This window comes from Chitinophaga sp., from assembly GCF_036569185.1.
Lineage (GTDB): Bacteria > Bacteroidota > Bacteroidia > Chitinophagales > Chitinophagaceae > Chitinophaga.
Genome location: NZ_DATCRD010000063.1, coordinates 1 through 4,286 on the forward strand (window position 1 = coordinate 1; position 4,286 = coordinate 4,286).

Consider the following 4,286-nt stretch of genomic DNA (forward strand, 5'->3'; position numbering starts at 1 on the left):
GTTTCCATTACAATGTGCGCCAGGTCTATTTCTTCCAGTAGTTTATCCAGGCCCGACTTCTTAAAAGTAACCACACCGCCTATGCCGAGATAAAAGCCCAGGTCAATGATTTCCTTTGCCTCCTCCAGGGTTCCTGAAAAGCAGTGGAATACCCCGCTCAGGCGGCCATCCTGCAAGGCCTTTACTTCGTTGATGCATTCCCGTGTGGCTTCCCGGCTGTGAATGGACACGGGAAGGTTATACTCTCTCGACAGTATCAGTTGCTCCTGGAAGGCTTTATATTGCTGAACCAACAGGGATTTATCCCAATAGAAGTCCAGCCCTATTTCACCGATGGCCCGGAATGGCCGTTGCTGCAACCAGGCTCTTACCAGGTCCAGCTGCTCATCCACGGCTTCTTTTACATAACAGGGATGTATGCCCATCATGGCGTAAATATGATCCGGGTGCTTTGCTTCCAGCGCCAGCATCCCATCAACAGAGCTTTCATCTATATTCGGCAAAAACAGTTTATCTACTCCTGCTGCTATGGCCCGCGCTACCATCTCCTCCCGGTCGGCTTCAAATTCTTCGGAATAAAGGTGCGTGTGGGTATCTATCCAAAGCATAATAATTATTTTATTGAATTTGTAATTTTTTTAATATTTAAACGGTATCTTTATTACTGCAAAGGTAAAGACCGGAAAACCTAATTGCTAATAAAACCTAAACTATGAAAAGCTATTTCAGTACAAATCGTGTGCTGGCGCTGACTATCGCCGGCGTGGCGGTTGTCACCATTTTTTTCGCCTGTAAAAAGGAAGTAACCACAGATACTGCACCGAATAACCAGCCTGATAATAACACTATTGCCGCTGCACAACATGAAGCGGCTGCCAGCGCTATGTACAGCGGGCTTTTTGAAACAGTGGCGGAAGTAGCCGTTACACAGGGGCTGTTTACCGCGCGCAGGGCCGATGCGAATAATGCGTTAGTCAATGCAGTAGCAACTTCCTGCCCTGTAGCAGAGCTGCTGGATGCCACCAATCCCGATCAATGGCCTAAAAAGGTGGTGATCGACTTTGGCGAATCCTGTCTCGACAGGTATGGCGTGTACCGCAGTGGTGTATTGAATGTTACTTTTAGTGGCCCGTTGTTTAATCCTGCTTCTACTATTACAGTGGAACCGACTGGCTATAAGCTCAACGGAAAATCAATAACAGGCCTTTTTAAGATCAGCGGTGTAAGCTACAGCCCAACAGCCGGTATCCGGTATACTACTGAATTAACCGGTGGAAAAGTAGTGCTGAGCGATACGGTAGTGATCAATTATGCCAGCAAAAGAACGATTAAACAAACAGCAGGGTTTGACCCGGTAGCCCCTCTGCTGAATCCTTCTGATGATGTATATGCAGTGGAAGGTAATGCCAGCATTTCTTATGAAAAAGGGCCTGTAACCGGCGTTACCGCTACTTTCACAACACAGGAGCCGCTGGTAAAAGTGTACGACTGCGGGCACTTCGTGAAAGGAAAACTGAAAGTTGAATTTGATAAGGTAACAGGAGTAGTTGATTATGGAAATGGTAAATGTACTGATCCTGTTACCATTACCGTTGGAGATAAAACAAAACAGATCCAGTTATAAAACAAACTGTTTAACTGTAGCTGATAAAATGCTACTGTTTAGCCCCGGCTTTTCTACCGGCAACAGGCGTAGCATTTTATCAGCCACAGTTATTTATTATAAAATAGCAGCTACTTCAAATTTTTGCTTCCTGCAATACTCAAGCACCCGTGGCAGCGCATACTCCAGCCGGTCCCAGGCCTTGGCGCTGTCGTGAAATACGACGATAGACCCGGGCTGTAATTTGAATACCACGTTTTGTACACAGGCTTCCCCGTTGATCTGCGTATCGAAGTCACCACTGAGAATGTCCCACATAATAATTCTGGCGCCGGGTATCTTATCCCTGATCTGCCTGATCTGGAAGGGCGTGATCCTGCCATAGGGCGGCCTGAATAAAGGTGAAGCAATGTATTTCGCTGCTTCCAGTACGTTTTCAATATATTTCCCGGTATTGGTTTTCCATCCGTTCAGATGATCATGGGTGTGATTGCCGGTGGTATGGCCTGCTTCCAGGATCTGCTGGTAAATGGCAGGATGTTCCAGCACATTTTTCCCGATACAGAAGAAAGTGGCTTTGGCATTGAATTTTGCCAGCTGTTCCAGCACAAAGGGCGTTGCCTGGGGATGTGGGCCATCATCGAAAGTAAGATATACCTTATTGCCTGCCGGGGAAAGATTCCAGACACAGCTTTTATATAAGGCTTTCAGGATGCCGGGAGTTTTGGTAAGATAGAACATATAGCCTTTGGCTTTTAGCGATGAGCTTTTACCACTGCAATATACTTAATGTCCTGTAGCACCACTTCGCATTAAAAAATTTTAATCTTCCCGGTATCTCCTGTTACAATCACTTTCAGCTAAATACGAAATCCTTATCTTTGCGGCCTATGGATCACAAAAAAGTAAGAGTGCGTTTTGCGCCCAGTCCTACTGGTGGCTTACATCTTGGAGGTGTGCGCACTGTATTGTTCAACTATTTATTTGCGAAGCAGCATAAAGGCGATTTTATACTGCGTATAGAAGATACAGACCAGACCCGCTATGTTCCCGGAGCAGAGGAATACATCAATGAATGTTTGCGCTGGTGTGGCCTTACTCCCGACGAAAGCCCGGAAGCAGGCGGCCCGTATGCCCCTTACCGCCAGAGTGAGCGGAAACAGCTGTACCGCCAATATGCAGAGCAGCTGGTAAAAGCAGGGCATGCCTATTACGCTTTCGATACCCCGGAAGAACTGGAGAGTATGCGCGAGCGCCTGAAAACGCCGGAGAATCCATCTCCCCAATATAACCATATAGTGAGGGAAAAAATGCGTAATTCCCTTACCCTCCCGGATGCGGAAGTACAGGACCTGCTGGCGAAGAATACACCACATGTGATCCGTATAAATATGCCTGCCAATGAAGATATCACTTTTACCGACCTGGTTCGGGGAGAAGTGACCTTTCATACTTCGCAGGTAGATGATAAAGTTTTGCTGAAAGCAGATGGTATGCCTACTTATCACCTTGCCGTGGTGGTAGATGATTATCTCATGAAAATAACCCATGCTTTCCGCGGCGAAGAGTGGCTGCCATCTGCGCCGGTGCACCTGTTGCTATGGAAGTTCCTGGGCTGGGAAGCGGACATGCCCCAATGGGCCCATCTGCCCCTGATCCTGAAACCAGACGGTAATGGTAAGCTCAGCAAGCGTGACGGTGATCGTTTAGGCTTCCCCGTATACGCCATGAACTGGACAGACCCCAACACAGGGGAAGTGACCAAAGGCTTCCGTGAGCGCGGTTTCCTGCCGGAAGCATTCATCAATATGCTGGCTATGCTCGGCTGGAATGATGGTACAGAACAGGAAATATTTTCCCTGGATGAGCTGATACAAAAGTTCTCCCTGGAACGTGTACATAAGGCCGGTGCTAAATTCGATTTCGAAAAAGCAAAGTGGTTTAACCACCAGTATATTCATCACAAAGACAATGAAAGCCTGGCTGCCTTATTCCGGCCGGTGCTTGACGAGAAAGGCATTACAGCAGATCCCGCTTATGTAGCCACTGTAGCGGGGCTTGTAAAGGAGCGTTGTTACTTTGTGAACGAGATATGGGACCATGGATTTTTCTTCTTCCAAAGCCCGGGCAGCTATGATGAAGCGGCGGTAAAGCCAAAATGGAATGCTGATAAAGAGGCGTTTTTCCAAACCTGGTCTGAACAGCTGGAGTCGCTGTCTGCCGCGCCGGCAGCCGAACTGGAAGTTGCATTCAAAGCACTGGCAGCGGAAAAGAATCTCAAAATGGGAGATGTGCAGTTGCCATTCCGCATTATGCTGACCGGCGGAAAATTCGGGCCTCCCGTGTTTGATATCGTAGCCACCCTGGGTACAGCGGAAACCCGTTCCCGTATTGCAAAAGGGCTGGAAGCGTTTAAGTAGGATTGTTAGTTGTTAAATAGATGAAGGCTAAACGGTGATGAGTCGTTTAGCCTTCATTATTTTTCCAGGTTTTTAATTCCGAGTGGGTGCTGATCAGCTCAAAGTCGCTGTCGTTATGGACTACTTCCAGTTCAAAACTTATTGCGTAAAATGCAATTACGCAGTCGTTGCTTTTACGGATGGTGATGCCTTTTTTGCGAAGTGAGCGGAATAATGCAGAGGCTCCGATAGCGGTAGCCATCGGGGATAATTCCAATCTTGTA

Annotated in this window: 4 protein-coding genes and 1 pseudogene; 2 read left to right on the plus strand and 3 right to left on the minus strand. The window is 47.4% G+C overall.

The features are described from left to right. Positions 1-608, minus strand: a 608-nt coding sequence (locus tag VIM72_RS04590) for a TatD family hydrolase (RefSeq protein ID WP_332001689.1), incomplete at its 3' end; no start/stop codon positions are given. A 104-nt stretch (positions 609-712) separates the two neighbouring features. Between VIM72_RS04590 and VIM72_RS04595 the strand changes: the two genes are divergently transcribed. Next, positions 713-1,624, plus strand: a complete 912-nt coding sequence (locus VIM72_RS04595) for a hypothetical protein (RefSeq protein WP_332001690.1) — start codon at positions 713-715, stop codon at positions 1,622-1,624. A 96-nt stretch (positions 1,625-1,720) separates the two neighbouring features. Here the strand turns inward: VIM72_RS04595 and VIM72_RS04600 are convergent, their stop codons facing one another. Next, a complete protein-coding gene (locus tag VIM72_RS04600) occupies positions 1,721-2,344 on the minus strand; it encodes a polysaccharide deacetylase family protein (RefSeq protein ID WP_332001691.1) in 624 nt (207 codons plus the stop codon). 149 nt (positions 2,345-2,493) lie between these two features. Between VIM72_RS04600 and gltX the strand changes: the two genes are divergently transcribed. Then, positions 2,494-4,023, plus strand: a complete 1,530-nt coding sequence (gene gltX / locus VIM72_RS04605; protein WP_332001692.1) for a glutamate--tRNA ligase — start codon at positions 2,494-2,496, stop codon at positions 4,021-4,023. Positions 4,024-4,069: 46 nt separating this feature from the next. Here gltX and VIM72_RS04610 read toward each other — a convergent pair. After that, positions 4,070-4,286: pseudogene (locus tag VIM72_RS04610) on the minus strand (hypothetical protein); the annotation flags it as partial.

What these genes read in the sequence shown, in the direction of transcription:
- VIM72_RS04595 (WP_332001690.1), top strand. Translation starts at nt 713, where the DNA reads ATGAAAAGCTATTTCAGTACAAATCGTGTGCTGGCGCTGACTATCGCC.
- VIM72_RS04600 (WP_332001691.1), bottom strand. Translation starts at nt 2,344, where the DNA reads ATGTTCTATCTTACCAAAACTCCCGGCATCCTGAAAGCCTTATATAAA.
- gltX (WP_332001692.1), top strand. Translation starts at nt 2,494, where the DNA reads ATGGATCACAAAAAAGTAAGAGTGCGTTTTGCGCCCAGTCCTACTGGT.